22 protein-coding genes are annotated in these 23,276 nt (G+C 69.2%); 7 read left to right on the forward strand and 15 right to left on the reverse strand.

All coding sequences use genetic code 11. The features are described from left to right. Positions 1-70: 70 nt before the first annotated feature. Positions 71-676, forward strand: coding sequence for a hypothetical protein (locus ABFT43_RS12655; protein WP_347960685.1), 606 nt, complete (start codon positions 71-73; stop codon positions 674-676). Between the two features lie 221 nt (positions 677-897). On the opposite strand, the gene ABFT43_RS12660 is transcribed toward ABFT43_RS12655, so the two are convergent. Both ABFT43_RS12660 and ABFT43_RS12665 read right to left on the reverse strand, forming a co-directional pair. Next, a complete protein-coding gene (locus ABFT43_RS12660; protein WP_457590148.1) occupies positions 898-1,701 on the reverse strand; it encodes an alpha/beta fold hydrolase in 804 nt (267 codons plus the stop codon). 37 nt (positions 1,702-1,738) lie between these two features. Continuing rightward, positions 1,739-3,295 (reverse strand): cobyric acid synthase, encoded by a 1,557-nt coding sequence (locus tag ABFT43_RS12665; RefSeq protein ID WP_347960687.1) that lies wholly within the window; start codon positions 3,293-3,295, stop codon positions 1,739-1,741. 151 nt (positions 3,296-3,446) lie between these two features. Between ABFT43_RS12665 and ABFT43_RS12670 the strand changes: the two genes are divergently transcribed. Next, the gene (locus tag ABFT43_RS12670) at positions 3,447-5,705 is read left to right on the forward strand and encodes a protein kinase domain-containing protein (protein ID WP_347960688.1); all 2,259 of its coding nucleotides are present in this window, start codon (positions 3,447-3,449) and stop codon (positions 5,703-5,705) included. A gap of 12 nt (positions 5,706-5,717) precedes the next feature. Here ABFT43_RS12670 and map read toward each other — a convergent pair whose 3' ends face one another. Further along, positions 5,718-6,581 carry a type I methionyl aminopeptidase gene (gene map / locus ABFT43_RS12675; protein ID WP_347960689.1) on the reverse strand — a complete coding sequence of 288 codons (864 nt, stop codon included), beginning with the start codon at positions 6,579-6,581 and terminating at the stop codon, positions 5,718-5,720. A 177-nt stretch (positions 6,582-6,758) separates the two neighbouring features. Between map and ABFT43_RS12680 the strand changes: the two genes are divergently transcribed. Genes ABFT43_RS12680 through ABFT43_RS12690 form a run of 3 tightly spaced genes read left to right on the forward strand, consistent with a single transcriptional unit; the run spans position 6,759 to position 9,633 of the window. Continuing rightward, complete coding sequence (locus ABFT43_RS12680) at positions 6,759-7,739, forward strand: heme/hemin ABC transporter substrate-binding protein (protein ID WP_347960736.1); 981 nt, start codon at positions 6,759-6,761, stop codon at positions 7,737-7,739. Next, positions 7,736-8,833 (forward strand): FecCD family ABC transporter permease, encoded by a 1,098-nt coding sequence (locus ABFT43_RS12685; protein ID WP_347960690.1) that lies wholly within the window; start codon positions 7,736-7,738, stop codon positions 8,831-8,833. Before ABFT43_RS12680 ends, ABFT43_RS12685 begins: the two co-directional genes overlap by 4 nt. Beyond that, positions 8,830-9,633: a heme ABC transporter ATP-binding protein gene (locus tag ABFT43_RS12690; protein ID WP_347960691.1), complete on the forward strand. Its 804-nt coding sequence runs from the start codon at positions 8,830-8,832 to the stop codon at positions 9,631-9,633. The genes ABFT43_RS12685 and ABFT43_RS12690 overlap by 4 nt, the downstream gene beginning before the upstream one ends. Here ABFT43_RS12690 and ABFT43_RS12695 read toward each other — a convergent pair. The 6 genes from ABFT43_RS12695 to puuE form a co-directional block, all read right to left on the reverse strand. Beyond that, a complete protein-coding gene (locus ABFT43_RS12695) occupies positions 9,630-11,459 on the reverse strand; it encodes a penicillin-binding transpeptidase domain-containing protein (RefSeq protein WP_347960692.1) in 1,830 nt (609 codons plus the stop codon). The two genes, ABFT43_RS12690 and ABFT43_RS12695, sit on opposite strands and share 4 nt — an antisense overlap. A 96-nt stretch (positions 11,460-11,555) precedes the next feature. Beyond that, positions 11,556-12,392, reverse strand: a complete 837-nt coding sequence (locus ABFT43_RS12700; RefSeq protein WP_347960693.1) for a GNAT family N-acetyltransferase — start codon at positions 12,390-12,392, stop codon at positions 11,556-11,558. Between the two features lie 46 nt (positions 12,393-12,438). Further along, positions 12,439-13,626 carry a flavodoxin-dependent (E)-4-hydroxy-3-methylbut-2-enyl-diphosphate synthase gene (gene ispG, locus ABFT43_RS12705; protein ID WP_347960694.1) on the reverse strand — a complete coding sequence of 396 codons (1,188 nt, stop codon included), beginning with the start codon at positions 13,624-13,626 and terminating at the stop codon, positions 12,439-12,441. Positions 13,627-13,681: 55 nt separating this feature from the next. Beyond that, positions 13,682-14,908: a M50 family metallopeptidase gene (locus ABFT43_RS12710; protein ID WP_347960695.1), complete on the reverse strand. Its 1,227-nt coding sequence runs from the start codon at positions 14,906-14,908 to the stop codon at positions 13,682-13,684. Positions 14,909-14,942: 34 nt separating this feature from the next. Beyond that, entirely contained in the window at positions 14,943-16,115 is a 1,173-nt protein-coding gene (gene dxr, locus ABFT43_RS12715) for a 1-deoxy-D-xylulose-5-phosphate reductoisomerase (RefSeq protein ID WP_347960697.1), read from the reverse strand. Positions 16,116-16,153: 38 nt separating this feature from the next. Then, positions 16,154-17,152, reverse strand: a complete 999-nt coding sequence (gene puuE / locus ABFT43_RS12720) for an allantoinase PuuE (RefSeq protein WP_347960698.1) — start codon at positions 17,150-17,152, stop codon at positions 16,154-16,156. Between the two features lie 115 nt (positions 17,153-17,267). Here puuE and ABFT43_RS12725 point away from each other — a divergent pair, with 115 nt between their 5' ends. Beyond that, positions 17,268-17,537 carry a DUF2631 domain-containing protein gene (locus ABFT43_RS12725; protein WP_347960699.1) on the forward strand — a complete coding sequence of 90 codons (270 nt, stop codon included), beginning with the start codon at positions 17,268-17,270 and terminating at the stop codon, positions 17,535-17,537. Positions 17,538-17,640: 103 nt separating this feature from the next. Here the strand turns inward: ABFT43_RS12725 and rlmN are convergent, their stop codons facing one another. Next, entirely contained in the window at positions 17,641-18,747 is a 1,107-nt protein-coding gene (gene rlmN / locus ABFT43_RS12730) for a 23S rRNA (adenine(2503)-C(2))-methyltransferase RlmN (RefSeq protein ID WP_347960700.1), read from the reverse strand. Positions 18,748-18,777: 30 nt separating this feature from the next. Between rlmN and ABFT43_RS12735 the strand changes: the two genes are divergently transcribed. After that, positions 18,778-19,113, forward strand: a complete 336-nt coding sequence (locus ABFT43_RS12735; protein WP_347960701.1) for a LapA family protein — start codon at positions 18,778-18,780, stop codon at positions 19,111-19,113. Between the two features lie 23 nt (positions 19,114-19,136). Here the strand turns inward: ABFT43_RS12735 and ABFT43_RS12740 are convergent, their stop codons facing one another. The 5 genes from ABFT43_RS12740 to rpsB form a co-directional block, all read right to left on the reverse strand. Next, a complete protein-coding gene (locus ABFT43_RS12740) occupies positions 19,137-19,985 on the reverse strand; it encodes a phosphatidate cytidylyltransferase (protein WP_347960702.1) in 849 nt (282 codons plus the stop codon). Then, complete coding sequence (gene frr / locus ABFT43_RS12745; RefSeq protein ID WP_347960703.1) at positions 19,982-20,539, reverse strand: ribosome recycling factor; 558 nt, start codon at positions 20,537-20,539, stop codon at positions 19,982-19,984. Before frr ends, ABFT43_RS12740 begins: the two co-directional genes overlap by 4 nt. Before the next feature lie 75 nt (positions 20,540-20,614). After that, the gene (gene pyrH / locus ABFT43_RS12750; RefSeq protein WP_347960704.1) at positions 20,615-21,370 is read right to left on the reverse strand and encodes a UMP kinase; all 756 of its coding nucleotides are present in this window, start codon (positions 21,368-21,370) and stop codon (positions 20,615-20,617) included. A 162-nt stretch (positions 21,371-21,532) separates the two neighbouring features. After that, positions 21,533-22,357 carry a translation elongation factor Ts gene (gene tsf / locus ABFT43_RS12755; protein ID WP_347960705.1) on the reverse strand — a complete coding sequence of 275 codons (825 nt, stop codon included), beginning with the start codon at positions 22,355-22,357 and terminating at the stop codon, positions 21,533-21,535. Positions 22,358-22,409: 52 nt separating this feature from the next. Beyond that, positions 22,410-23,228 (reverse strand): 30S ribosomal protein S2, encoded by an 819-nt coding sequence (gene rpsB, locus ABFT43_RS12760; RefSeq protein WP_347960706.1) that lies wholly within the window; start codon positions 23,226-23,228, stop codon positions 22,410-22,412. Positions 23,229-23,276: the final 48 nt, after the last annotated feature.

The raw sequence follows: 23,276 nt of genomic DNA on the forward strand, positions 1-23,276 counted from the left end.
GGACAGGTCGTCGGACGGATAACTGGGAACCGTACATCGTCTGGTCCCAAAGTGTGGAATGAGAACTCCAATGACGAACGCCGACAGTCCGAGACTCGGTGGTCGCCGCCGTCGACGGTCACGTCTGGCCATCGCTGCGGTTGCCGTCGTGATCGTCTGCTATTTCGTCGTTGCGCCGGCTCTCACCGCGGCTTGGGAGAAGACGGCCCACACCCCGCCACCACCGATCGACACTGGATCGCTCCGCAGTGATTCGTTTGTTCCATCTCGGGTCGTCGAGTATGACGCTCTGATCGGACTGAGTGTGCCTGAAGCGCTTCAGTTACTCGACTATCGGGAGGGTCGCAATCTCTACCCGGTCGAGCCAATCCTGGTGCCAACACCCAGCCTGGGTCCTGCCGCTCCGAGCCAGGACGATCAGAAGGATCTCGTAGTCACCGGGGTGTGCCAGACCATGACGCCCGAACGTGCCTTCGGCGAGAACCCCAGAATCGAAGTGTCCGATCGCATCTATCTGTCGACCTATCCGCGCTCGAAACTGAGCCCAGAACAACGCACCGCGCTGCCGCATCCACAATCCACAGACGAGAGAGCATGGGTCGAGGGATTCACTGTCGCTCTCAAAGACCAAGAAAAGCGATGCGACCCCAGCATAGGATCGATCGCCGTGCGGTAGCTCACCGAGCCCTCCCGTCATGCCCAGAAGGCCCGCGCAGCGCAAGTCACGAAGGACTCGACGGCGTGGATGTGGGCAATTGAAGTCCCCCGGGTTGCTGGAGACCCGGTGACTTGATTCCTGCGACTACCGGTACCAAACGTGCACCGGGCACGCCCTCATCGAGCTCACATGATCCCGCCAGAGTTCAGGAAGATCATCCACCTCCCCCGGTGTCGGGTCTAGAAAATCGTTGAACGCAGCGCGATTTCGCTGGCGAGGGCCGCGGGTGCCTTCTGGGGAATCCAGTGGTCCACGCCCGTGAGTTCACAGAACCGGAAGTCCGAGTAGGCGTATCGGCCACTGCCGAACGCCTGCTCCCGGCCGAGAGCCGGGTCGGAGTCACTCCACACCAGGGTTGTCGGGATCTCGACCGGCGGGCACGACATCGTCGCCTTGATGTCGCCGGCGAAGTTGGCGCGATACCAGTTCAGGGCGGCGGTCAACGCACCCGGCTCCTTCAGCGGTGCGAGCTCCTCGGGGGCGACCCCGGCTTCGCGTAGGGCCGCGGCGTCGTCGGCGAGCAGCCGATCCTCGGCGCCGTCGGCGATGAAATCCTTGATGTAGGAAGACCTCTCGCGCTGGTCGCTCGACGCGAGCGCGTCCCGCATCGCCGACGGGTGGCCGGTGCTCGCGACGACGAGACCGGTGAACCGGTCCGGATACTTCCCGGCGAGATGCCAGGCGACGATGCCGCCCCAGTCGTGTCCGACGAGGATCGCGTAGGCGATACCGAGTTCGTCGAGCACACCGAGCACGTCGCTGACGAGATGATCGAGGTGGTAGTCCTCGACCGCGGCCGGGCGCGCGCCGGGGCTGTAGCCGCGCTGGTCGAGCACGAGCGTGCGCAGCCCCGAGTCGTGCAGACGCGGAAGCACCGCGTCGTAGCAGGATCCGTTCACCGGGAATCCGTGGAGCAGCAGGACCCACGGGCCCTGTTCCGGTCCCCCGATCCGGACGTCGAAGGTGAGGCCGTTGACGGTCACCTGACGCTGTTCTTCTGTCATTGGGCCACGATAGCGCCTACAAGCGGGGTGAGTAGGGCGTCAAATCGTGTCTGATCAGCGGCGGAGCCGCGACCGGGCCCGTCCGGATGAGATCGGTCACAGCATCGAGGTCGAGGTGCGCGGTGACGAGATCGGCCATCAGGTCGACCTGGCGCGTGCGGGCGGCGGCGAAGTCGGTGTCGGGTGCGACGACGAAGTCGTCGCGGCCGGCCTCGGCGGCCACCTCGGTGAGCAGGGCGCGACGGAAGTCGTCGCAGGCGAGCAGTCCGTGCCAGTGTGTGCCCCGCACCGCCCCGCGCCGCGCTCCCTCGCCGCCGAGTTCGTCGTCGGTGATCCAGGTGTCCTCGGCCGACCCGACGACGCGGCCGTGGTGGATCTCGTAGCCGCGGATCGACTCTCCCCCGGGCCCGGTGCCGGTGGCGAGGCGGAGGGTCTTGTCGGCGTCGAACCCGATCGCGAGGTCGAACAGGCCGAGCCCCGCGACGAGTCCCCGGCCGGACTCCACCGGGTCGTCGATGGTGCGGGCGAGCATCTGGAAGCCGCCGCAGACGGCGACGATCGGTCCGCCGCGTCGTGCGCGCGCGACGAGGGCGTCGGCGAGGCCGCGGTCCCGCAGCCAGGCGAGGTCGGACACGGTCGCGCGGGTGCCGGGCAGCACCACGAGGTCCGCGGCGGCGACGCTGCCCGGGTCGTCGACCCACGTCACGTCGACGCCTGGTTCGCAGGCGAGGGCCTCGACATCAGTGGAGTTGGAGATGCGCGGCAGGCGGATCGCGGCGACGCGAAGCCGGCCCCCGGTGACGGCGCGGGCGTCGCGGGGCGGGCCCATCCGGCGGCCGACCGGCGCGGCGAGGGAGTCCTCGGCGTCGAGCCAGAGGTCGTCGGCGTACGGCAACACGCCGAGCGTGCGCCGGCCGGTGAGTTCGCGGAGCCGCTCGAGTCCGGGTTCGAGGATCGACGGGTCGCCACGGAACTTGTTGATCACGAACCCGGCGATCAAGGCCTGATCGTCGGGTTCGAGGATCGCGGTCGTGCCGAACAGGTGGGCCAGGGAGCCGCCGCGGTCGATGTCGGTGACGAGCAGCACCGGCAGGTTCGCGGCCTGCGCGAGCCCCATGTTGGCGATGTCGGTGTGCCGCAGGTTGATCTCGGCGACCGACCCCGCACCCTCGCAGATGACGATGTCGAAGTCGGCGCGCAGCGCGGCGAGCTCGTCGGCGACGACCTCGCGCAGCCTCGATCTCCACTCGACGTAGTCGCGGGCCCCGACGTCCCCTGCGGGCCGACCGCGCAGCACGACGTGGGACCGCCGATCGCTGCCTGGTTTGAGCAGCACCGGGTTGAACCGCGTGGACGGTTCGAGGCCGCAGGCGAACGCCTGCAGCGCCTGGGCGCGGCCGATCTCCCCGCCGTCAGGGGTGACCACCGAGTTGTTGGACATGTTCTGCGCCTTGAACGGCGCCACCCGCGCCCCGGACCGCGCCAGCGCCCGGCACAGCCCGGCCACGACGAGACTCTTCCCGGCGTCACTGCTGGTTCCGCCCACCAGCAACGCACCACCCTGTCCGGCCACCCCGACAGCCTAGAGGTGCGGTCGTTCACACGATGCACCACTCGCCCGCGGGGCGGTGAGGGCCTGGCTACAGTGACGACGACAGCTGTTGTCCGACGGCGATGTCGGACAGTGTTTCGGGTTCAGGGGGGTCGTCGCCATCGTGGAAGTCGTGGAACCCGGATCGGTGTTCGCCGGGTATCGCGTGATCTCGCTGCTGGGCAGCGGCGGCATGGGTCAGGTCTGGCTCGTCGAGAACCCCGCCCTGGGCCGGCGCGAGGCGATGAAGATCATCTCCCCCGATCCCGCGGATCCCAGCTTCGCCGAACGCTTCCGGAACGAGGCGCGCACCTCGGCCGCACTCGATCACCGGGGCATCGTCACCGTCTACGCGTTCGGCGTGGAGGAGGATCGGCCGTGGTTCACGATGACCTACCTCGACGGGCACGATCTCACCGGCGCGGGACCGATGCCGGCCGACGAGGTGGTCACGATCGTCGCCCGTACCGCCGATGCCCTCGCCCACGCGCACTCGCAGCGCGTCATCCACCGGGACATCAAGCCCGGCAACATCGTCGTCGCCCGGGACGCGCAGGGAGGCATCTCCCGGGTGACGGTTCTCGACTTCGGCATCGCGCGCCTCGTGGACGGACACCGTCTGACCGCGACCAACCTGTTCGTCGGGACGCTCGCCTACGCCGCGCCGGAGTTGCTGACCGGCGACTCCGCGACTCCCGCCTCGGACCAATATGCGCTGGCGTGCACCGCCTTCCAGTTGCTGACCGGCCGGCAGCCGTATCCCGGTTCGACGCCGATGGCGCTGATCGCCGGGCATGTCAACTCCCCGATACCGCGGCTCGCCGACCTCGATCCGTCGTGGGCCCACCTCGATCCGGTGTTCGGTCGCGCACTCGCCAAGCGGCCGCAGGATCGGTTCGCATCCTGCCCCGAGTTCGCCGAGGCGCTCCGCGCGGCCGTGGCGACGCATGCCCGGAACGCGCGCACGGTGCCCGTGAACCCCCAGCCCGTGAGCCCCCCGCCGGTGAGCCACCGGCCCCCGCAACAGCCCACCCCGGTTCCGCCGCGGTCGCTTCCGCCCCAGGGGGTCCCGACCCAGGTCGGCCCGCCGCCGAACCAGCCGTTCAACCCGCACACTCCCGCACCGGCGTTCGGAGGTGGCTTCCCCGCGCAGTCCCCGCCGCAGTCCCCGACCGGTCCGACGCCGTCGTCGCGGAAGTGGTGGTGGATCGGCGGCGCGGCCGCCGTCGTCGTGCTCGTCGCGCTCGCGGCCACGGTGATCGCGCTCGTCTCCTCCGGTGACGATGCGCCGTCCACCCCGATCGCCGGCCCGGCGGGCCCCGGATCGTCGGACAGCGCCTCGCCGGATACCACTCCGCCGACTCCCACGGCGGTCCCCGGCGCGGGTGAGTTCGCGTCCATCGCGTCGACCGGTGACACCACCTGCGCGGTGCGCAGCCGGCAGCTGTGGTGCTGGGGCGGCAACGAGAAGGGAACCGTCGGCGACGGCACGACCATCAACCGGTCGACGCCGGTGCGGATCACCGGCATCGACGACGTGTCGTCGGTGAGCATGGGCGGTCTCGGCACCGCGTGCGCGGTCGCCTCCGGTGACCTGTACTGCTGGGGCTCCAGGATCGGCAGACCCGACCAGAAGGTGACGACGCCGACGAGAGTGGCGGGACTGTCGGACGTCACGGCCGTCTCGGTCGGACTGACGATCTGTGCGATCGGTTCCGGGGACCTCTACTGCTGGGGCAACAACGTGAGCGGTCAGGCGGGCAACGGGTCGACCGGCGTCGTCGCGGAGCCGACCCGCGTCGCCGGCCTGGAGAACGTCACCGCGGTGTCCAACGGCCACACGACGACGTGCGCCATCGCGTCCGACGGGCTCTATTGCTGGGGCAACAACGACAAGGGACAGATCGGGGACGGCACGACCACCGCCCGGCTCACCCCGACGAAGGTCCGCCTGTCGAATCCGACCGCGGTCAGCACGACGTTGTCCACGACGTGCGCGGTGGCCGACGGGCCCGCCGGCGACCCGGGCACGGTCTGGTGCTGGGGCGACAACTCGCTCGGGCAGATCGGGGACGGCACCGACGTGGGTCGCCGCACGCCGACGGCGATCGACGTCCGCGGGGCGACGCAGGTGTCCACCGCCGGATTCGGCGCCTGCGCGGCCGCGGACGGGGCCGCCATCTGCTGGGGTTCGCGGAGCAGCCGGCCCGACCACGTCCCCGACCCGGTCACCGGGCTGCGGGAGGTCGCCCGCGTCGCGGCCAGTCCGGCCGGCGCATGTGCGGTCGCCGACGGCGAGATGTACTGCTGGGGGCTCAACGGCAAGGGTCAGCTGGGCGACGGCACCACCGGCTTCGGCACCGAGCCTCGGCCGGTGCGCTTCCCCGGCTGAGCCGGGCGCGGATCACTCGTCCGGCAGGGTGAGGATCTCGGCGCCGTCCTCGGTCACGACGAGGGTGTGCTCGAACTGCGCGGTCCACTTGCGGTCGGCGGTCACGACCGTCCAGCCGTCGTCCCACATCTCCCACGCGAGACCGCCGAGGTTGATCATCGGCTCGATGGTGAAGACCATGCCCGGCTCGATGATCGTGTCGACGTTCGGCTCGTCGTAGTGCAGCACGACGAGACCGTTGTGGAAGGTCTCGCCGATGCCGTGGCCGGTGAAGTCGCGGACGACGCTGTAGCCGAAGCGGTTCGCGTACGACTCGATGACCCGGCCGATGACGTTGAGCTCGCGGCCCGGCTTGACCGCCTTGATGGCGCGCTCGGTGGCGATGCGGGTGCGCTCGACGAGGTCGCGGACCTCCTGGTCGACGTCACCGGCGAGGAAGGTCGCATTGGTGTCGCCGTGCACGCCATGGATGTAGGCGGTGACGTCGATGTTGACGATGTCGCCGTCCTGGATGACCGTCGAGTCCGGGATGCCGTGGCAGATCACCTCGTTCAGCGACGTGCAGCACGACTTCGGGAAGTCCTTGTAACCCAGGGTCGACGGGTAGGCGCCGTGATCGATCATGTACTCGTGCGCGATGCGGTCGAGCTCGTCGGTGGTCACGCCCGGGGCCACCGCCCTGCCGGCCTCGGCGAGGGCATTGGCCGCGATCTTGCCCGCGATCCGCATCTTCTCGATGGTCTCGGGGGTCTGCACCCACGGCTCGTGTCCCTCGTTGACCGTCGGCTTCCAGGCGTATTCCGGACGCTCGATGTGATCGGGGACGGTCCGGATCGGCGTCGGGGTTCCGGGGGTGAGGGCACTGCGAACTGGCATGCGACCACCTTATCCGTGCCGGGCGGCACGCCGGTGCCCGGACGCGAAGGCAGGGTTAAGTAAGCTTGGCCTAACATGCGTGCCGGGGCAGGACACGCAGCTGATCCGAAGGTGGTGGCGGTGCATTCGTCGAGCAGGTCCGTACGGACGTTGCTGGTCCTGCTCACGTCGGCGGTCATGGCGTTCACCGCGTCGGGATGCTTCGTCACCCCGATCGACCACGGGCGGTACTCCGCGGCCGCGTATCTGCGCGACGGGCCGCAGACCGCGGTACTCGAGACCACCGACGTCACCCCCGTCACCACGAATCCCACGCCGCGGCTACCCGTCACGGTCGACTCGGTGCGCTACGGCCCGGTGACGGTGACCGACGTCAGCCGGATCATCGCCGTCGACATCAGCGGCACCCTCGGAAGCATCGTGTTCGCGCTCGGTCTGGGACCCAACGCCGTCGGCCGCGACGTCCCGACCTCGTTCCCGTCCGCCGTGGGGTTGCCGGTGGTCACCAATCGCGGGCACTCCCTCGACGCGGAAGCCGTTCTCTCCCTTGACCCGACCGTGGTGCTCGTCAACGAGTCGACGGTGCCGGCGAAGGCGGTCGACCAGATCCACGACTCCGGTATCCCCGTGGTGGTGTTCCCCGCCTCCCGCGATCTGGATTCCAACGACACCCTCATGCGCTCGGTCGCGCAGGCGCTCGGCGTCCCCGACGCGGGCGAGAAGCTCGTCGCCCGCACGAACGCGCAGATCGACGCGGCGCGCGAGCTGGTGCCCGATCCGTCCGGCGACCCGACGATGGCCTTCCTCTACATCCGCGGCAGCAACCTGCTCCTGCTCGCCGGCCCGGGGTCCGGGGTCGACGACCTGATCGCCGAGCTCGGCGGCAAGGACGCCGGCGCCGAGGCCGACCTGACCGGCGCCTTCACCGTGGTCACCGCCGAGGCGATGATCTCCGCCGACCCCGACGTGATCATCGTGATGACGCAGGGCGCCGCGACCGTCGGCGGGCCCGACGGGGTGCTGCGGCTGCCCGGGATCGCCGAGACCGAGGCCGGCCGCCACCGCCGGATCGTGCAGATGGACGAGACCAAGATCCTCGCGTTCGGTCCCGACGTGGGACTCGTGCTCGCAGCACTGGCGAAGGCGATCTACGTATGAGCGCGCCCGTGACGACGGCGCAGGCACCTGCGCCGGTGGGGACCTCGCACAAGGTGCGCAACACCGTCGTCGTGGTCGTGATGGTGGTCGCGACCACGCTCGTCGCGATCGTCTCCGCGGGCATCGGGCAGGTGCACGTGCCGCCGCTGGAGGTCCTGGGCAGCATCGCCCATCACTGGCATCTCGAGATCGGGCCGCTTCCCGCCCACCCCAACGGCGAGAGCGCACTGTGGAACGTCCGTTTCCCACGGATCGTGCTCGGGTTGTTCGTCGGCGCGGCGCTCGGTGCCGCCGGGTGCCTGCTGCAGGGAGTGCTGGCCAATCCGCTCGCCGAACCGAGCATCATCGGCGTCTCGTCGGGGTCCGCGGTCGGCGCGTGCCTGGTGATCGTCCTCGCCGGCGGCGCGGGGGTCAGCGGTGCGGGCGGCAACTGGGCCCTGGCCGGTGCCGCCTTCGTCTTCGGCCTGATCACCGCCGCGGCGGTCTACCTGCTGTCCCTGCGCGACGGTTCGTCGTCGGCCATCATGCTGGTGCTCACCGGCATCGCGGTGAACGCGTTCGCCGCGGGTGTGATCGCCTTCCTCACCTTCATCGCGTCCACCGCCGCCCGCGAACAGATCATCTTCTGGCAGCTGGGATCGCTCGCCGGAGGCAGTTGGAGCGAGATCCTGGTGGTCGCCCCGCTGGTGATCGCCGGTGTGGCCGCGTGCCTGTTGCTGGTCCACAAACTCGACCTGCTCGCGCTCGGCGAGGTCCAGGCCGCCTCGCTCGGCGTGAACGTGGAGTCGGTGCGCCGCGGTGCCATCGTGCTGACCGCGGTGCTGACCGCCGCGGCGGTCGCCTTCGCGGGCATCATCGCATTCGTCGGTCTGGTGGTGCCGCACGTGATGCGGCTGATCGTCGGGCCGAAGCACTCGATCCTGCTGCCCACCAGCGTGATCGGCGGCGCCCTGGTCATCACCGCCGCGGATCTCGGCGCGCGCACCATGCTCGGCGACGCGGACCTGCCGCTCGGCATGTTCACCTCGCTGATCGGCGGCCCGGTGTTCTTCATCCTGCTGCGTCGCAGCCGTCATGCCGGGGCCGGCTGGTGAGCGCGCGGAAGCGGGCGGCCGTGGACGGCACGCCGGGGATCGTCGCCGAGGACGTACACGTCGAACTCGGCGGCCGCGAGGTGGTGCGCGGGGTGACCCTCGAGGTGCATCCCGGCGAGCTGGTGGCACTGGTCGGCCCCAACGGCTGTGGCAAGTCGACACTGCTGTCGGTGCTGTCCGGGACCCGGAAACCGCTGCGCGGCAGGGTGCTCGTCGACGGCTGCGACGTCGCGACCACGCCCTTGCGGGAGTTGGCCCGCCACCGCAGCGTGGTCACCCAGGTGAACCGGGTGGACACACCGTTCACGGTCGCCGAGGTCGTCCGGATGGGGCGTTACCCGTGGCTGCGGACCCCGCGGGCGGCCGACTCGCCCTCGATCATCGCCGACGCCGTCGAACTGTGCGAGCTCGGCGATATCGCCGACCGCCCCTTCGCCCAACTGTCCGGCGGCCAGCAGGCGCGCGTGTCATTGGCGCGGGCGCTGGCCCAGGACACCCCGGTGATGATGCTCGACGAACCGACCGCAGCACTCGACATCCACCACCAGGAGCAGGTCCTGGAGATCCTGGGCGCCCACCGTGACGAGGGCAACGCGGTACTGCTCGTCGTCCACGACCTCACGCTCGCGGCCGCCTACGCGGATCGGGTGGCGGTGATGAAGGACGGTGAACTGCTTGCCGTCGGCCCGACCGACGAGGTGATGACCACCGAACTGCTCAGCGAGACCTATGACCATCCGGTCGAGGTCCTCGACCACCGCGGGCGGAAGGTGATCCTGCCCGAGCGGAACCGCGGCTAGACCCCGTATCCCGGACCCAGCGCGTCGAAGAAGTCACGGGTGACGGCGACCGCGTTGTTCGAGTCGCCGCCTCGCACGACGAGGGTCGCGAACGCGATGTCCCCGCGATACCCGGCGAACCAGGCGTGCGAGCCGCCGTCGAACTCGGCCTCACCGGTCTTGCCGTACACCGCGCCGCGGCCGTCGATCACGGTCGCGGTACCGCCGGTGACCACCGCGCGCATCATCGGCCGCAACTGCTGGTACACCTCGCGCGGCATCGTCGGCGTCGGCCCCTCGACCTTGGTCGGCTTGTCCAGGATCAGTTGCGGCACCGGCGCTCTCACACCGTTGGAGACGGTCGCGGCGACCAGCGCCAACCCGAGCGGCGACACCAGGACCTTGCCCTGGCCGAAGCCGTCCTCGCTGCGGGCGACGAGTTCGTTCTCGATCGGCACCGAGCCGGACACCGCGGCGAGACCGGGGATCTCGTACTGCTGGCCGATGCCCATCGCCGCGGCGGTGTGCGCCAGGTCGGACGGGCCCATCTGGCTGGCCAGCTTCGCGAAGGTGGTGTTGCACGACGCCGCGAACGCCTGCAACATCGACACCGCGCCCAGCGAGAAGCCGTTGTAGTTCGGGATCAGGCGCGGGCCGATCTGGATCTCCCCCGGGCAGCCGACGATGCTGTCCGGTCCCGCGAGCCGGCGGTTGATCGCCGCCGCGGCGGTGACCATCTTGAAGGTCGAACCCGGCGGATAGAGGCCGGTGGTCGCGATCGGGCCCTGCGCGTCGGCGGCGGGGTTCTGCGCGACGGCGAGGATGCGTCCGGTCGACGCCTGCACGACGACCATCGCGATCTGGAACCGGTTGGTGGCGTTGACCGCGCGCTGCGCGGCGTTCTGCACGGTCCGCGACAGGCTCAGCGAGATCGCCGGCGCCGGATCGGGTTCGTGGTCGGCGAGGACATCGGCGTCGAGCCCGTTGGGGTTGACCGACACGACGCGCCAGCCGGCACGTCCGGCGACCTCTCCGTCGACGACCTTCTTCACCTCGGTCAGCAGCGCCGGGGCGAACTTCGGGTCCTTGGGTACGAGTTCGGCCTGCTCGTTGGTGACGACGCCGGGGATGGCCAGCTGGTCGCGCAGCCGGTCGAACTGCGCGTGCGTCATCCGGGCAAGCGGGTACTGCTGCCGGTCGGAGGTCACCTTCTCGGTGATCGCCTGTTCGTCGAGATCCTTGTTGAACCGGCGCAGCACCGCGACCGCCGAGGTGACCGAGTCCGGGATCGACGCGCCGAGCTCTGCGGCCTTCACCGGGTCGAAGTTCACGCCGACGACGCTGCCGTTGACCATCACCTCCGAGCCGTCGGACTCGTTCACCGTGGCGCGTGGCGCCTCGATGATCTGCAGCGTGAGTCGCTGATCGGCACCGAGTCTGGGGTGCACCGCGGTCGATGCCCAGCGCACCGCCCAACCGGAGTCGCCGTGACCCATCCGCAGGGTCGCGTCGTACGACCAGGTACGGCCACGCGGCAGGGTCCAGGTGTAGGCGACCTGCACCTCCGCGGTGTCGCCGGTGACGCGGACCCGGCCGGCCTTCGCGTCGAGGGCCTCGGCGGCGAGCCCGTCCCACGCCGAGGTCATCCCCTTACGTGCGGTGTCAGGGACGTCGGTGTACCCGGCGGCCGTGTCGATGTCCTGCGCGGAATATGCCTCGAGGAAGCGCTCGGCGGCGCGGCGCGGGCCGTCGTCCTCGGACGTCGAGCAGCCGACGGTCCCCGCGATCAGGACAGCACAGACCGCGACGATCACCATCTGGGTCCATCGGATTCGCGTGCGCCACATCGCGGTCGAGTCTAGGGCCGCGGCACCCGTTCTCCGGGACGCCACGCGGGCGCGGCGGATGTGACCTGACCGGCGCGAACGCCGGCGCGGATCGCCTCAGTCGACGAGGACGGTCGCGAACGTGCCGACCTGGGTGAAGCCGATGCGCTCGTAGACCGCACGGGCGGTGGTGTTGAAGCTGTTGACATACAGGCTCGGCAGCCGTCCGTGCGATGCGACGGCCTCGGCGACCGCGGCGGTCCCGCCCAGTCCGAGACCCTCGCCGCGACGTTCGGGCGCCACCCACACGCCCTGGATCTGGCCGACGCGCCGGGACAGCGACCCGATCTCGGCCTTGAACACCACGTCCGGGCCGTCGAAGCGGGCGAACACCCGTTGCGCGGAGATCAGCGAGGCGAGGCGCCGGCGGTACGAGCGGCCCCCGTCGCCGGCGGTCGGGTCCACCCCGACCTCGCCGATGAACATGTCGATGGCCGCGGGCATGTAGGCGTCGAGGTCGTCGAGGGTGACGAGCCGGACGTTGGGGTCGGGGGGGACCTTCGGCGGGGCGTCGAGCACGAGCAGCGGCTGGACGGGCCGCACTTCACGCGCCGGTCCCCATACGGGTTCGATCTGCTCCCACATGGGCAGCACGAGTTCGGCGCGGCCGACGATCGACGAGCAGGCGCGCGGGGAGGCGACGGCCCGGTCGGAGAAGTAGTCCAGGTCCGACGGCGAGCCTAGGAGCGGGATCAGGTTGGCGCCGGAGAAACACAGCGACGTCGACGGGTCCTGCGCGGTCCACAGTTCACCGCCGAGCAGGCGCGGGTTGATCCCGTGCGTCTCGAACCGGGCGGCCACCATGCACATCGCGACCGGATCCGACGTGAGGACCCGTTCGACTGCTGCCGCGTCACGCGCGCCGAGCGGTTTGTCGCCCAGTAGCTTCAGCACCACCGCTCCTCACTCCCCTGATGGGTCGGCGACAGCGCCCGACGACCTACGAGACGGTCACGACTGGAGAGCCGACGGACGTGCCATCTCCAGTTTGTCCTGATTCCTCGGCAATCCGCAGCGCTTCTTCGATCAATGTCTCCACGATCTGCGCCTCCGGCACGGTCTTGATGACCTCGCCCTTGACGAAGATCTGTCCCTTGCCGTTGCCGGACGCGACACCGAGGTCGGCCTCGCGCGCCTCACCCGGCCCGTTGACGACGCAGCCCATGACCGCCACGCGCAGGGGGACCTCCAGGCCCTGCAGGCCGGCGGTCACCTCGTCGGCGAGCTTGTAGACGTCGACCTGGGCACGGCCGCAGGACGGGCACGACACGATCTCGAGCTTGCGGGGCCGCAGGTTCAGCGACTGCAGGATCTGGTCGCCGACCTTGATCTCCTCCGCGGGCGGCGCCGACAGGGACACGCGGATGGTGTCGCCGATGCCCTCGCTGAGCAGCGCGCCGAACGCGACCGCCGACTTGATCGTGCCCTGGAACGCCGGGCCGGCCTCGGTGACTCCGAGGTGCAGCGGGTAGTCGCATTGCGCGGCCAGCTGCCGGTAGGCCTCGACCATGATCACCGGGTCGTTGTGCTTGACCGAGATCTTGATGTCGCCGAAGCCGTGCTCCTCGAACAGGCTCGCCTCCCACAGCGCCGACTCGACGAGCGCCTCCGGCGTCGCCTTGCCGTACTTGGCGAGGATGCGCTTGTCGAGCGAACCGGCGTTGACGCCGATGCGGATCGGGATACCCGCGTCGCCGGCGGCCTTCGCGACCTCCTTGACACGACCGTCGAACTCCTTGATGTTGCCGGGGTTGACACGCACCGCGGCGCAACCGGCGTCGATCGCGGCGAAGATGTACTTCGGCTGGAAGTGGATGTCGGCGATCACCGGGATCTTCGATTTCTTGGCGATGATCGGCAGCGCCTCGGCGTCCTCGGGACGCGGGCACGCGACACGCACGATGTCACACCCCGAGGCGGTGAGTTGCGCGATCTGCTGCAGCGTCGCATTGATGTCGTGGGTCTTGGTGGTCGTCATCGACTGCACCGAGATCGGGTGGTCGCTGCCGACGCCGACCGGCCCCACGAACAGCTGCCGGGTCTTGCGACGCGGGGCCAGCACCGGGGGCGGGCCGGCCGGCATGCCGAGTCCGATCGGCACGGCGTTCGCTGGGTTCGGGGCGTTCATCTCGTTCACCTCTGTGAGTCGATTGTCGGGGCTGGGGGTGGTTCGGTGCGGCCGGTCACCACGGATCGATCGGGTTGACGATGTCGGCGGTCAGGGTGAGCACCATGAACCCGCCCATCAACACCACCGCGGCGTAGGTGATCGGCAGCAGCTTGTAGTAGTCGACCGCGGCACCGGGCGCCCGCCCGAACCAGCGGCGGACGGTGTCGCGCACCTTCTCGTAGCCGACGATGGCCATGTGTCCGCCGTCGAGCGGCAGCAGCGGCACCAGGTTGAACAGGCCCAGAAAGAAGTTGATGCTGATCAGCAGCATCCAGAACATGTCCCAGAGACCGCGCTCGACGGCCTGCCCGCCGAGCACCGACGCGCCGTACACGCTGACCGGGGTGTCGAGCGCGCGCTCACCGCCGGTGACCGCGGTCCACAGGTCGCCGATCTTGGTGGGAAGCGACAGCAGCGCGTTCCAGGTCTCGACCACGAGATCGCCGGTGAAGACCAGTGCACCGGGGATGACGTCGAAGCCGTTGTAGTGCAGGATCGCCGGCGGCGCGTCGTAGGCGATGCCGACCATGTTGTACGTGACGGACTCGGTGGTTCCGTCGGACCCGGTGGCGGTCACGGTGACCGGCTCGGGCCTCATCGTCAGGTCGAGGCGCTCGTCGCCGCGCTGCACGGTGAGCACGACCGGCCCGGTGGCCTTGCGGATGACCGGGGTCAGGTCGGCGGCCGCGCCGACCGGAGTGCCGTTCACCGCCACGATCTCGTCGCCCGGGCGCAGGCCGGCGGCCGCGGCGGGTCCCGGACCGGTGCACGGCGAGTTGGTCTGCTTGCCGTCGGCGATGGTGATGGTCGACGACACGCATTGGGTGTCGGCCACCCTGGCCGGGGTGGGCGGCGGGCTGAGGTCGGGCAGGCCGAAGGTGAGGCCGACGATGATGATCAGGACGAAACCGAGGATGAAGTTCTGGGCGGGGCCGGCGAACAGCACGACGAGCCGCTTCCACGGCTTCTGCTTGTACATCGCCCGGTCCTGCTCGTCGGCGGCGAGCTCCTCGTGCGGGGTCATGCCGGCGATGTCGCAGAACCCGCCGAGCGGGATCGCCTTGATGCCGTACTCGGTCTCGCCGCGGCGCGTCGACCACAGCGTCGGCCCGAAGCCGACGAAGTATCGCCGCACCTTCATGCCGGTTGCCTGCGCGGCCCACATGTGGCCGCACTCATGCCAGGCGACCGACAGTAACAGCGCCACCGCGAAGAGGGTGACACCGATCGCGAAACTCACGTACTCACTCCGTCCACATCATGATGCGCGCCGATCAGGATGCGGCCGCGACCAGCGCCGCAGCGCGCTCGCGAGCCCATCGGTCGGCGGCGAAGACCTCCTCCACAGTACCTGGCTGCGCACGCCACTGATCCGCCTCGCCGAGCACCTCCCCCACGATCTCCACGATGCGCGGGAACCGGATCGCACCTGCGAAGAAGCCCTCGGCGGCGGCCTCGTTGGCGGCGTTGAAGACCGCGGTCAGGCTGCCGCCCGCACGGCCGGCCGCCCGGGCGAGCTCGATGGCCGGGAACACCTTGTCGTCGACCGGCTCGAACGTCCACGCCGACGCGGTGGAGAAGTCGCACGCCTGCGATGACCCGGGGACCCGGTCGGGCCAGCCGAGGGCCAGGGCGATCGGCAGCTTCATCGACGGCGGCGACGCCTTCGCCACGGTCGCGCCGTCGACGAAGGTCACCATCGAGTGCACGATCGATTGCGGGTGCACGGTGACGTCGATGTGGTCGTAATCCACCCCGAACAGTAGGTGTGCCTCGATGACCTCGAGCGCCTTGTTGACGAGTGTCGCCGAGTTCAGCGTGATCATCGGCCCCATCGACCACGTGGGGTGCTTGCCGGCCTGCTGCGGGGTGACGTCCTCGAGCTGCTCGCGCGTCCAGCCCCGGAAGGGACCGCCGGACGCGGTCAGGACGAGCCGGTCGACCTCCTCGGCGGTGCCGGCGCGCAGACACTGCGCGATCGCCGAGTGCTCGGAGTCGACCGGCACGATCTGGCCCGGGGCCGCGGCGTCGAGGACGAGGGACCCGCCCGCGACGAGTGACTCCTTGTTGGCCAGTGCGAGCCGCGCGCCGACGCGCAGGGTGGCGAGACTCGGCGCGAGACCGATCGACCCGACCACCGCGTTGAGCACCACGTCGACACCGTCGGCGGCGGCGACCGATTCGATCAGGTCGACCATCGCGTCGGGTCCGGCGATGACGGGCCCGCCGAGTCGTTGCGCGAGTTCACCCGCACGCGCGGGGTCGGCGACGGCCAGCCGCGAGGCGGGCACCCCGAACGCGGCCGCCTGCTCGGCCAGGCGGTCGATGTTGGCGCCGCCGGCGCCGAGCCCGGCGACCGTGAAGCGATCGGGATGTTCCGCGATCACCTCGAGCGCCTGGACGCCGATGGAACCGGTGGAGCCGAGGATCAACACACGTGTGGGCACGGATCCATTGTGGCAGCACGCCGGATGCCCCCGGCCCGTCAGCTCGCCGGATGCACCTTCCGCCAGTGTTCGGCGATGTCGATGCGGCGGGTGATCCACACGTTGTCGTGGGACTGCACGTGGTCGAGGAAGCGCTCCAGCGAGGCCAGCCGCGCCGGCCTCCCGACGAGCCGGCAGTGCAGACCGACCGAGAGCATCTTCGGCGAGCCCTCGACGCCCTCGCGGTAGAGCACGTCGAAGGCGTCGCGCAGATGCGCGAAGAACTGTTCGCCGGAGGGGAATCCGCCGGGCGAGGCGAACCGCATGTCGTTGGTGTCGAGCGTGTACGGCACGACGAGATGGTCAACGACCTCGTCGCCGAGCGGCACCTTCACCCAGTACGGCAGGTCGTCGGCATAGCTGTCGGCGTCGTAGACGAATCCGCCCTGCTCGACGACCAACCGCCGCGTGTTGGGCGAGTCGCGCCCGGTGTACCAGCCCAGCGGTCGTCGTCCGGTGATCTCGGTGAGCAGTGCGATGCCGGCCTCCATGTGCTCGCGTTCGACATCGGGGTCGATGAGCTGATAGTTGAGCCAGCGGTAGCCGTGGCAGGCGATCTCGTCGCCGCGTTCGACGAAGGCGGCCGCTGCCTCCGGGTTGCGGGCCATCGCCTGCGCGACCGCGAAGATCGTCAGCGGCAGCCCACGGCGCTCGAAGGTCCGCAGCACCCGCCAGACACCGGCGCGGGAGCCGTATTCGTACATGCTCTCCATCGACATGTGCCGGTTCGGGAACGCCTGGGCGCCGATGATCTCCGAGAGGAACGTCTCACTGCCGCGGTCGTTCTCGAGGGGGTTGTTCTCGCCGCCCTCCTCGTAGTTGAGCACGAACTGCACGGCGATCCTCGCGCCACCGGGCCACTGCGGATCCGGCGGCGTGGCGCCGTAGCCGATCATGTCGCGCGGATAGTTCTCTGCCCGGTAGTCGGCCAGGGAGCGGCCGGGTTTCGGGCTCGGGCGGTACCCGGACGAGGTCTCAGACGCAGCCATGCGCCGCATTCTGTCACCGAATCACCCACCGGGCAGCGTCAGCGAAACCGGTGTGCCGCTATGCTGATCGAGAACTACTACCGTTCGTCAGACACCTGACGACCCGCGCTTGTGAGGAGTGGCTGTGGCAAGCACCGATGTGGAGCACACCGAGGTCATCGACACCGGTTGGCGTCGTGAGCCCGCCGATGCACCGTCGGCTCGTTTCGGCTGGCACGGAGTTGCCACCAAGACCTTCTACGGCGCTGCGGTCTTCTTCGCAGCCTTCCTGCTGCTGATGATGATCGGCAACCACACCGGTCACGTCGAGGACATCTGGCTCGTCGTCTTCGCGGTCGGCGTGCTGGTCATCGCGGTGCGCGGCTGGTGGATGAGCCGCGGCAAGTGGTCATAGGGCCACTCCCCTGACACCAGAACCGAAGAGAAAAACGCTGAGCGGTGCGCCGCTCAGCGTTTTTCTGCTGTCCGTGACCGGGTGAGGCCGGTCCCGCCCCCGGCTAACGCTCCTCGGCGGCGAGCTGACCGCAGGCGGCCGCGATCTCCTGGCCGCGGGTGTCGCGCACGGTGCACGACACGCCCTTCGCGCGGACGCGGCGGACGAACTCGCGTTCCACCGGCTTGGGGCTGGCATCCCATTCCGAGCCCGGGGTCGGATTGAGCGGGATCAGGTTCACGTGCACGAGCGGGCCGAGCGCCTTGTGCAGCTTCTCCCCCAGCATGTCCGCGCGCCACGGCTGGTCGTTCACGTCGCGGATCAGCGCGTACTCGATCGACACCCGGCGCCCCGTCGTGTCCGCGTAGTAGCGCGCGGCCTCGAGCACCTCGGCCACCGACCAGCGGTTGTTGACCGGGACGAGGGTGTCGCGCAGCTCGTCGTCGGGTGTGTGCAGCGACACCGCGAGGGTCACCGACAGTCCCTCGTCGGCGAGCCTGCGGATCGACGGTGCGAGTCCGACGGTCGAGACGGTGACATGGCGAGCGGAGATGCCGAGCCCCCCGGGCGCCGGCGAGGTGATCTGCTTGACCGCGCTGACGACCCGCTTGTAGTTGGCCAGCGGCTCGCCCATCCCCATGAACACGACGTTCGACAGCCGGCCCGGCTCACCGAGGTCGCCGTCGCGCAGCGACCGCGCCGCCGCACGCACCTGGTCGACGATCTCCGCGGTCGACAGGTTGCGGTCGAGTCCGCCCTGGCCGGTGGCGCAGAACGGGCAGGCCATGCCGCAACCGGCCTGGCTGGAGATGCAGAGGGTGTTGCGGTCGGTGTAGCGCATGAGCACGCTCTCGAGCAGGGTGCCGTCGTGCAGGCGCCACAACGTCTTGCGGGTCGAGCCGTCGTCACAGGCGATGTGCCGGACCGGCGTCAGCAGCTGCGGGAAGAGCTTCTCGCGCACACCGTCGCGGGCCGACGCGGGCAGGTCGGTCATCTCGTCGACGTCACCGTTGAGACGTGCGTAGTACTGGCGGGCCAGCTGATCGGCCCGGAACTTCGGAAGCCCCAGTTCGGCCAGCGCCGCCACCCGACCGGCGTGGTCGAGGTCGGCGAAGTGCGTCGGCGGCCGTCCGCGTTTCGGCGCGTCGAACACCAGCGGTAATGAGGTCATCTGGCCATTGTCGCATGTCATGATGAACCCATGACCACACCCGATACCGGGCCGGTCGGCGAGGACGCCGACGCCATCCTGTCCGAACGGGACCGCCTGCGGCAGACCGTGGCCGATGTGGAGCACACCAAGACGCGCGCGACGTGGTTCGGTGTGATCATCGGCGCCATCATCTTGGTCCTGCTGCTGGTGTTCATCGTCCAGAACCTGGAGAGTCAGCGCATCGAGCTGATCTTCTGGGAGGTCAACCTCCCGCTCGGCATCAGCCTCCTCATCGCCGCGATCGCCGGCGCCCTGGTGGTCGCCCTGATCGGCGGACTGCGGATGCTGCAGCTGCGGCGGGCGCTGCGGCGGGCCGTCGAGTAACCGCGCCTTCGGCCGGCTCCCGGCTAGAGCAGGGCCGTCAGCACCGCCCACACGACGAACGCCGACGGCAGCAGGCTGTCGAGGCGATCCATGATGCCGCCGTGGCCGGGTAGCAGCGTGCCCATGTCCTTGATGCCGAGGTCGCGCTTGACCTGCGACTCCACCAGATCGCCGAGGGTTGCGCACACGACCAGCACGGGTCCGAGGACCAGGCCGATCCACCAGTGGCTGCCGAGCAGCAACCAGACGCAGCCGACCGCGCCGACGGTGCCCACGACCAGCGACCCGGCGAGTCCCTCCCAGGACTTCTTCGGGCTGATCGCCGGCGCCATCGGGTGCTTGCCGAACAGGACGCCGGAGGCGTAGCCGCCGACGTCCGAGCACACCACCACGACCATGAGCGTCGCCACCCGGGCCGCGCCGTCGGGCTGGGTCACCAGGTGCACGCCGAACGACGCCAGCAGCGGCAGCCAGGCCAACACGAAGACCGTGAGCGCCAGGTCCTTCAGGTAGTTCTCCGGCGCGTTGGAGATGCCCTGGGCGAGCAGCTTCCACACCATCGACACCAGGACCGTCGCCACGAAGGCGACGAGCACTCCGGCCTGGTCGTAGGGCCAGCTGATCCACATGACGGCCTGGCCGCCGATGAGCAGCGGCCAGAACGCAACCTTGTGACCCGCGTCGCCGAGTCGCTTGGTGACCTCCCAGGTGGCGATCGCCAGCGCGGCCGTCACCAGGACGTACCAGAGCATCGGCGCAAACAGGAGGATCAGGATGACCGCTGCGCCGAGGCCGCCGCCGACACCGATGGCGGCAGGCAGATCACGACCCGCCCGCGACTTCTTCTCCGGGTCGGAAGTCTTCTCGCTCACACCTCGAGCAATTCGTTCTCTTTGTGCTTCACGAGCTCGTCGACCTGGGCCACGTAACCGGCCGTGGTCTTGTCGAGCTCCTTCTCGGCGCGGGAGACCTCGTCCTCGCCGGCCTCGCCGTCCTTCTGGATTCGCTTGAGCTCGTCGACCGCCTTGCGGCGCACGTTGCGGATCGCGACCTTGGCGTCCTCGCCCTTGGCCTTGGCCTGCTTCACGAGTTCACGACGTCGCTCCTCGGTCAGCTGCGGGATCGAGACCCGGATGATGTTGCCGTCGTTGGTCGGGTTCACACCGAGATCGGAGTTGCGGATCGCGGTCTCGATGTCACGCAGGGTCGACGCCTCGTAGGGCTTGATCACGACGAGCCGCGGCTCGGGCGTGGTGATCGAGGCCACCTGGGTGATCGGGGTCATCGAGCCGTAGTACTCGATGCTGATGCCCTTGAACATGGCCGGGTTCGCACGTCCGGTGCGGATGGAGGTCATGTCCTCCCGGGCGACGGAGACCGCTTTCTCCATCTTCTCCTCGGCGTCGAACAACGCGTCGTCGATCATCTCTTCCTTGTTTCCGTTCCGTCGGGCCCCCTCGCGGTGGCCGGTTGTGGGTTGCGCAGGTCCGAACCGGGCAGGCTAGGTGCTGACCAGCGTGCCGATCCGCTCCCCGGCGACCGCGCGGGCGATGTTGCCCTCCTGGAGCAAATTGAACACCAAGATGGGCATCTTGTTGTCCATACACAGACTGAAGGCGGTCGCGTCGGCGACCTTCAGCTCCTTGTCGAGCACCTCGCGGTGGGTGATCTCGGTGAAGAGCTTGGCGTCGGGGTTGGTGCGCGGGTCGTCGTCGTAGACGCCGTCGACGGCCTTGGCCATGAGGACGACCTCGGCCTTGATCTCGAGCGCGCGCTGCGCGGCGGTGGTGTCGGTGGAGAAGTACGGCATGCCCATGCCGGCGCCGAAGATGACCACGCGACCCTTCTCTAGGTGACGCTGGGCGCGCAACGGCAGGTACGGCTCGGCGACCTGGCCCATGGTGATGGCCGTCTGCACGCGGGTGTTGATGCCGCGCTTCTCGAGGAAGTCCTGCAGAGCAAGGCAATTCATGACGGTGCCGAGCATGCCCATGTAATCCGAACGGGCCCGGTCGAGTCCGCGCTGCTGCAGCTCCGCGCCGCGGAAGAAGTTGCCGCCGCCGATGACCACGGCCACCTGGACACCGGAGTTCACGACATCGGCGATCTGGTCGGCGACCGTCGCGACGACGTCGGGGTCCAGACCGACCTCGCCCCCGCCGAACATCTCACCGCCCAGCTTCAGAAGGACTCGTTTGAATCCGGAACGCTGGGTCTTGGTGTTCTCGGATGACGTGGGGTCGGACGGTTCGCTCATTCGCTTCCTCACTGGGTCGGTTCGGTGAACCATCGTACGTCCTCGCCCGGAGCGACCCGCGACACGCTCACCTCTCCGCTCCCGAACGACTCTCGCCCCGCCTCCACGACGGGAGACGGGGCGAGAGTCGAGTCTCGTTCCGGCAGAACCGGATCGATCAGATTAGGCCTGACCGACCTCGAAGCGGGTGAAGCCCTTGACGGTCACACCGGCCTCGTCGAGGAGAGCCTTGACGGTCTTCTTGGAATCCTGCACCGACGGCTGGTCGAGCAGCACGACGTCCTTGTAGAAGCCGTTGACGCGACCCTCCACGATCTTGGGCAGTGCCTTCTCCGGCTTGCCCTCGGCCTTGGCGGTCTCCTCGGCGATACGACGCTCGTTCTCCACGACGTCGGCCGGAACCTCTTCGCGGGTGGCGTACTTCGCCTTGAGCGCGGCGACCTGCATCGCGGCGTTGCGGGCGGCTTCCTCGGCGGCCTCGCCCTCACCGGTGTAGGACACCAGCACGCCGACGGCCGGCGGCAGATCCGAGGCACGCTTGTGCAGGTACACGGCGACCGGGCCGTCGTAATGGGCGACGCGACGCAGTTCGAGCTTCTCGCCGATCTTGGCCGAGAGGGCCGCGACCGCGTCGGCGACGGTGCCGTCACCGAGAGCAGCCTTCTTCAGCTCCTCGACGTCATTGGTCTTGACCTGCGCGGCGACGGTGACGATGTCCTCGGCGAGCTTCTGGAACTCGTCGTTCTTGGCGACGAAGTCGGTCTCCGAGTTGATCTCGATCAGCGCGCCGTCCTTGGCGGCGACCAGGCCCTCGGCGGTGGAGCGCTCGGCGCGCTTGCCCACGTCCTTGGCGCCCTTGATGCGCAGCTCCTCGACGGCCTTGTCGAAATCTCCGTCGTTGTTGGCCAGCGCGTTCTTGCAGTCCAGCATTCCAGAGCCGGTGAGCTCGCGGAGACGCTTCACATCGGCTGCGGTGTAGTTCGCCATCGTTGGCGAGCCTCCTTCGAAAAGAGTGTGGTGGAGTTGCCCGGGCCGGGTGTTACTGGGTGGCCTGGTCGGTCGCGGCGTTCTCGCCGGCCGGCGCGGCGGCCTGGGTCAGCAGCTCCTGCTCCCACTCGGCGAGCGGCTCGGCGGCGCCGGCCTCCGGCTTGGCGTCGCCACCGGCGGCGCCGGCGCGGGCCTGCAGGCCCTCGGCCACGGCAGAGGCGATGACGCGGGTGAGCAGAGCGGCGCTGCGGATGGCGTCGTCGTTGCCCGGGATCGGGTAGTCGACGAGATCCGGATCGCAGTTGGTGTCCAGGATCGCGATGACCGGGATGTTCAGCTTGCGGGCCTCACCGACGGCGATGTGCTCCTTGTTGGTGTCGACGACCCAGATGGCCGACGGAACCTTGGCCATGTCCCGGATACCGCCGAGCGTGCGCTCGAGCTTGTTCTTCTCGCGGGTCAGCATCAGGATTTCCTTCTTGGTGCGACCCTCGAAGCCACCGGTCTGCTCCATGGTCTCGAGTTCCTTCAGGCGCTGCAGGCGCTTGTGGACGGTCGAGAAGTTGGTGAGCATGCCACCGAGCCAGCGCTGGTTGACGTACGGCATGCCGACGCGGGTGGCCTCTGCGGCGATCGATTCCTGAGCCTGCTTCTTGGTGCCGACGAACAGGATGGTGCCGCCGTGGGCGACGGTCTCCTTGACGAACTCGTAGGCCTTGTCGATGTAGGTCAGCGTCTGCTGCAGATCGATGATGTAGATGCCGTTGCGGTCGGTGAAGATGAACCGCTTCATCTTCGGGTTCCAACGGCGGGTCTGGTGCCCGAAGTGTGCGCCGCTGTCAAGCAGCTGCTTCATGGTCACGACAGCCATGATTGTTCCTTTGTCTCGCAGTTGTCCGTCGGCACCGGTCGGTGTCGA

Origin of the sequence: Gordonia aurantiaca (genome assembly GCF_039939235.1) — a bacterium.
Taxonomy (GTDB): domain Bacteria; phylum Actinomycetota; class Actinomycetes; order Mycobacteriales; family Mycobacteriaceae; genus Gordonia.

Coding starts and splice junctions, on each gene's coding strand:
- ABFT43_RS12655 (WP_347960685.1), top strand. CDS start 71: ATGACGAACGCCGACAGTCCGAGACTCGGTGGTCGCCGCCGTCGACGG.
- map (WP_347960689.1), bottom strand. CDS start 6,581: ATGCCAGTTCGCAGTGCCCTCACCCCCGGAACCCCGACGCCGATCCGG.
- ABFT43_RS12680 (WP_347960736.1), top strand. CDS start 6,759: ATGGCGTTCACCGCGTCGGGATGCTTCGTCACCCCGATCGACCACGGG.
- ABFT43_RS12685 (WP_347960690.1), top strand. CDS start 7,736: ATGAGCGCGCCCGTGACGACGGCGCAGGCACCTGCGCCGGTGGGGACC.
- ABFT43_RS12695 (WP_347960692.1), bottom strand. CDS start 11,459: ATGTGGCGCACGCGAATCCGATGGACCCAGATGGTGATCGTCGCGGTC.
- ispG (WP_347960694.1), bottom strand. CDS start 13,626: ATGAACGCCCCGAACCCAGCGAACGCCGTGCCGATCGGACTCGGCATG.
- puuE (WP_347960698.1), bottom strand. CDS start 17,152: ATGCGGCGCATGGCTGCGTCTGAGACCTCGTCCGGGTACCGCCCGAGC.
- rlmN (WP_347960700.1), bottom strand. CDS start 18,747: ATGACCTCATTACCGCTGGTGTTCGACGCGCCGAAACGCGGACGGCCG.
- ABFT43_RS12735 (WP_347960701.1), top strand. CDS start 18,778: ATGACCACACCCGATACCGGGCCGGTCGGCGAGGACGCCGACGCCATC.
- frr (WP_347960703.1), bottom strand. CDS start 20,539: ATGATCGACGACGCGTTGTTCGACGCCGAGGAGAAGATGGAGAAAGCG.
- pyrH (WP_347960704.1), bottom strand. CDS start 21,370: ATGAGCGAACCGTCCGACCCCACGTCATCCGAGAACACCAAGACCCAG.
- tsf (WP_347960705.1), bottom strand. CDS start 22,357: ATGGCGAACTACACCGCAGCCGATGTGAAGCGTCTCCGCGAGCTCACC.
- rpsB (WP_347960706.1), bottom strand. CDS start 23,228: ATGGCTGTCGTGACCATGAAGCAGCTGCTTGACAGCGGCGCACACTTC.